This window comes from Polaromonas sp. (assembly GCF_049790275.1).
GTDB lineage: Bacteria > Pseudomonadota > Gammaproteobacteria > Burkholderiales > Burkholderiaceae_C > Polaromonas.
Genome location: NZ_JBAQYR010000094.1, coordinates 1 through 3,596, shown reverse-complemented (window position 1 = coordinate 3,596; position 3,596 = coordinate 1). Strand labels below are relative to the sequence as shown.

Genomic DNA, 3,596 nt, shown 5'->3' with positions numbered 1-3,596 from the left:
GGGGGGCAGGGAGCTACACGCAGTGAGCGACCGTGGGGGCTCTATCCCCTCGGGTGATGCTGCGCATGCAGCGCCCGTAGACGCTCGCGCGCGACATGCGTGTAGATGGTCGTCGTCGAAATATCGGCGTGGCCCAGCAGCATCTGCACCGCGCGCAGGTCGGCGCCATGGTTGAGCAGGTGGGTGGCAAAGGCATGGCGCAAGGTGTGCGGCGACAGCGGCGAATGGATACCTGCACGTAGCGCGTATTTCTTCACCAGCATCCAGAACATCACACGGCTCATGCCGCTGCCGCGGCCGGTGACAAACAGGTCGTCGGTCTGCTGCCCGCCGAGAATCTCGTGACGTGCTTCGGCGAGGTAGCGCTCGATCGCCTGCCGAGCCACCTGGCCGAAGGGCACGAGGCGCTCCTTGCTGCCCTTGCCCATGACCCGCAGCACGCCCTCGTTCATGCTGGTGTGAAAGGTCTTGAGCCCGACCAGCTCGCTCACACGCAGGCCGCTGGCATACATCAGCTCCAGCATGGCGCGGTCACGCAGCCCGAGCGGCGTATCGCCATCGGGCGCCGCCAGCAGCGCCTCCACCTGGGCTTCCGACATCAGCTTGGGCACGCGCAAGGCCTGTTTGGCCGACTGCAGCTTGAGCGTGGGGTCGGCCGTGATCAGACGTTCGCGCAAGGCCCAATGGAAGTAGCGTTTGAACACCGTCAGCCGGCGGTTGGCCGAGGTGGCCTTGGTGGCGCTGTGGCGCGCCGCGAAATACCCATGGATGTCGCTTTCCAGCGTTTCATCCAGCGAGCGGCCGCCCTGCTCTTTCGCGCCCAGCCAGACGGCATACAGCGAGAGATCGCGCCGGTAGGCTGCCAGCGTGTTTTTTGACAGGCCGTCTTCCAGCCACAAGGCGTCGACAAAGGCATCAATGCTGGACTGGCTCTGGGGATTCATACCGGGACGATAACAAATGCGAAAGAAGCGGCTGCGCCCGCCGGGCAGCCCGCAAAAAAAACACCCCGCCAGGCGTGCAGCCTGCGGGGCGTACGTTGCGGCGCGAGCCCAGGGCCCGCTCCGGCTCAGTCGAGCTTGAGCCCGGCGCTAGTGACGACCTTTTTATACACCTCGTACTCGGCCTTCATCTGCGCGGTGAACTGCTCGGGCGTGTTGCCGACGATGATGGAGCCGGTGTCTTCAATGCGTTTGCGCACTGCCGGGTCCTGCAGGGCTTTGAGCGCGGCCGCACTGACCTTGGCGACCACGTCCTTCGGCAGGCCCTTGGGACCCATGATGCCGTAGTAGGCCATGCGGTTCACCGGCTCCAGACCGACTTCCTTGAAGGTTGGCACGTCAGGCAGCACGGCCAGCCGTGTCGGAGCGGCCACCACGATGGGGATCAGGCGTTTTTGCTGGATGAAAGGCAGCGCCGAGGGGATGTTGTCAAAAATGATCTGGACCTGACCGGCCACCGTGTCGTTCAGGGCCGGGCCGGCGCCGCGGTAAGGAATGTGGGTGATAAAGGTGCCGCTCAGGTTTTTGAACAGCTCGGTCTGAAGGTGCCCAATACCACCCGTGCCCGAGGACGAATAGGAATACTTGCCGGGATTTTTCTTGAGCTCGGCAATGAACTCCTTGTAGTTGCGTGCTGGAAAGCTCGGGTGTACCGCGATGATGTTGGGCGTGGCCGCGATGTTGATGATCGGCGTGAAATCGGTGGCGGGGTTGTACGGAATTTTTGGATTGATGGCCGGATTGGCCGCCGTGGTGGACACAGTGGCCATGCCAAGCGAATACCCGTCCGGTGTTGCGCGGGCAGTTTCCAGCGCACCGACCACACCGCCGCCACCCGCCTTGTTCTCGACGATCACGTTCTGGCCGAGCGCCTTGCCCAGCGGCTCGGCAATCACGCGGGCAACGATGTCGGTGGTGCCGCCGGGCGCAAACGGCACTTGCAGCTTGACGACCTTGTTCGGATAAGCCTGGGCAAACGCTGAACCCGCGGTCGCGATGGCCAGCGTGAGCGTGGAGAGGGTGAGCAGATGACGGCGTTGCATAACGGATTCCTTGAAAAAATAACAGTGGCTATCGTAAACGCAAGCTTCGCGCCTGCCTCTTGTGGATAACGCATAAGGGCAATCCCTAGTCTTTGCGGTTATTCTCGCTGGGGTGAACTACGCGCAACTGCTTTTCCCCGATTTTTCCCTGATTCTCTGTGGCTACCTGGTCTGCCGTTACACCGCCCTGAACCGCACCGTCTGGCAACAGGTGGAAAGCCTGGTGTATTACTTCCTGTTTCCGGTGCTGCTGTTCCAGTCCATCGTCAAAAGCCCGCTCGACCTGGGCGCAGCCTCCAGCCTGATCGCCGCCGGATTGCTCATGGGTGTGCTCGGCATTGCCCTGGCTTATTCGCTGCCCCATTTGCCCTGGATTGGTGCCCACATTGACAGGCGCGAGCACGCCGGCAGTGCGCAAGTCGCTTTTCGCTTCAACTCTTTCATCGCGCTGGCGCTGGCCGAACGGCTGGCTGGCGCCGAGGGCCTGCTGCTGATTGCGGTGCTGATCGGTGTCTGCGTGCCGCTGTTCAACGTCGGTGCGGTCTGGCCCATGGCGCGTCATGCCAACAGCGGCTTCTTGGGCGCGCTGGTGCGCAACCCCCTGATCATCGCGACCGCCAGCGGCCTGGCGGCCAACCTGCTGGGCTTGCAGATCCCGGTCTGGATGGACCCCACCCTGAACCGCATAGGCGCGGCGTCCCTGGCGCTGGGCCTGATGGCGGCCGGCGCGGGCATGCAATTCGGCAAACTGGCCCGGGCCAAAACCCTGGCGGTGGCGCTGCTGGCCATACGCCACCTCCTGATCCCCCTGATCGCCTGGGGCCTGTCCTGGGTGTTTCGCCTGTCCCCGGTTCAAACCACCGTGCTGCTGGCCTTTTCAGCCCTGCCCACCGCATCGAGCTGTTATGTGCTGGCGGCGCGCATGGGTTACGACGGCGCCTATGTGGCCGGCCTGGTCACCTTGTCCACCCTGCTCGGCATGTTCAGCCTGCCGTTTGCGCTGGGCGTGCTGCGTTAGCGAAGTTGCGCCAGGCTACGGGGCAACCGCGATCACCACGGCGGACTCATCCACGCTGGCCATGGCCGGGCTGCGCATCTTCAGCCCATGGTCGGGGCCGGCAAAACCGACCAGTTGCAGGCCCCCGTCGAGCGCCAGCGCCACTTCGCCACCACCGGCGGCATGCGAGACACGTGTTGCGCGCCCCTGCAGCAGGTTGATGCCTTCGCCGGGCAAAGCCTCAGCCGATACCTTCACGGCAGTCGCCTTGCACAAGGCCAGAACCTGCCGGCCCGCGCGCAAGGCCAGCAGCTGCGCACTCTCCCGCGTGATACGCGAATAGAGCAGCATCCCGCCGCTCAGCACCAGTTGCACACGCACCGCCTGCCCCTGTGCGCGCAGGCCCTTGACCATGCAGGGAAACTGGTTACGCATGCTGGTGCGCAAACCCAGCGCTGCCAGGGATGACGGGCCGGGCAGCCGAGTCCCCTTGCCGGCCAGACGCGCCAGCACCTCGGCGCGCGCCAGCGCCAGTTCGTCCGAGGCCAGCAGCAG

4 protein-coding genes are annotated in these 3,596 nt (G+C 64.4%); 1 reads left to right on the top strand and 3 read right to left on the bottom strand.

All coding sequences use genetic code 11. The features are described from left to right. Nucleotides 1-41: 41 nt before the first annotated feature. Together xerD and WA904_RS12770 are read right to left on the bottom strand one after the other, a co-directional pair. On the bottom strand, nucleotides 42-944 hold the full coding sequence (gene xerD / locus WA904_RS12775; protein ID WP_425197503.1) for a site-specific tyrosine recombinase XerD: 903 nt from the start codon (nucleotides 942-944) through the stop codon (nucleotides 42-44). A 125-nt stretch (nucleotides 945-1,069) separates the two neighbouring features. Continuing rightward, nucleotides 1,070-2,044: a tripartite tricarboxylate transporter substrate binding protein BugE gene (locus WA904_RS12770; RefSeq protein WP_425197502.1), complete on the bottom strand. Its 975-nt coding sequence runs from the start codon at nucleotides 2,042-2,044 to the stop codon at nucleotides 1,070-1,072. Between the two features lie 112 nt (nucleotides 2,045-2,156). Between WA904_RS12770 and WA904_RS12765 the strand changes: the two genes are divergently transcribed. Next, entirely contained in the window at nucleotides 2,157-3,062 is a 906-nt protein-coding gene (locus WA904_RS12765) for an AEC family transporter (RefSeq protein ID WP_425197501.1), read from the top strand. A gap of 15 nt (nucleotides 3,063-3,077) precedes the next feature. On the opposite strand, the gene WA904_RS12760 is transcribed toward WA904_RS12765, so the two are convergent. Then, the coding region (locus WA904_RS12760) for a TOBE domain-containing protein (RefSeq protein WP_425197500.1) at nucleotides 3,078-3,596 on the bottom strand (519 nt) is incomplete at its 5' end.

Excerpts from the sequence above, each read along its gene's own strand:
- xerD (WP_425197503.1), bottom strand. The coding sequence starts at position 944 with ATGAATCCCCAGAGCCAGTCCAGCATTGATGCCTTTGTCGACGCCTTG.
- WA904_RS12770 (WP_425197502.1), bottom strand. The coding sequence starts at position 2,044 with ATGCAACGCCGTCATCTGCTCACCCTCTCCACGCTCACGCTGGCCATC.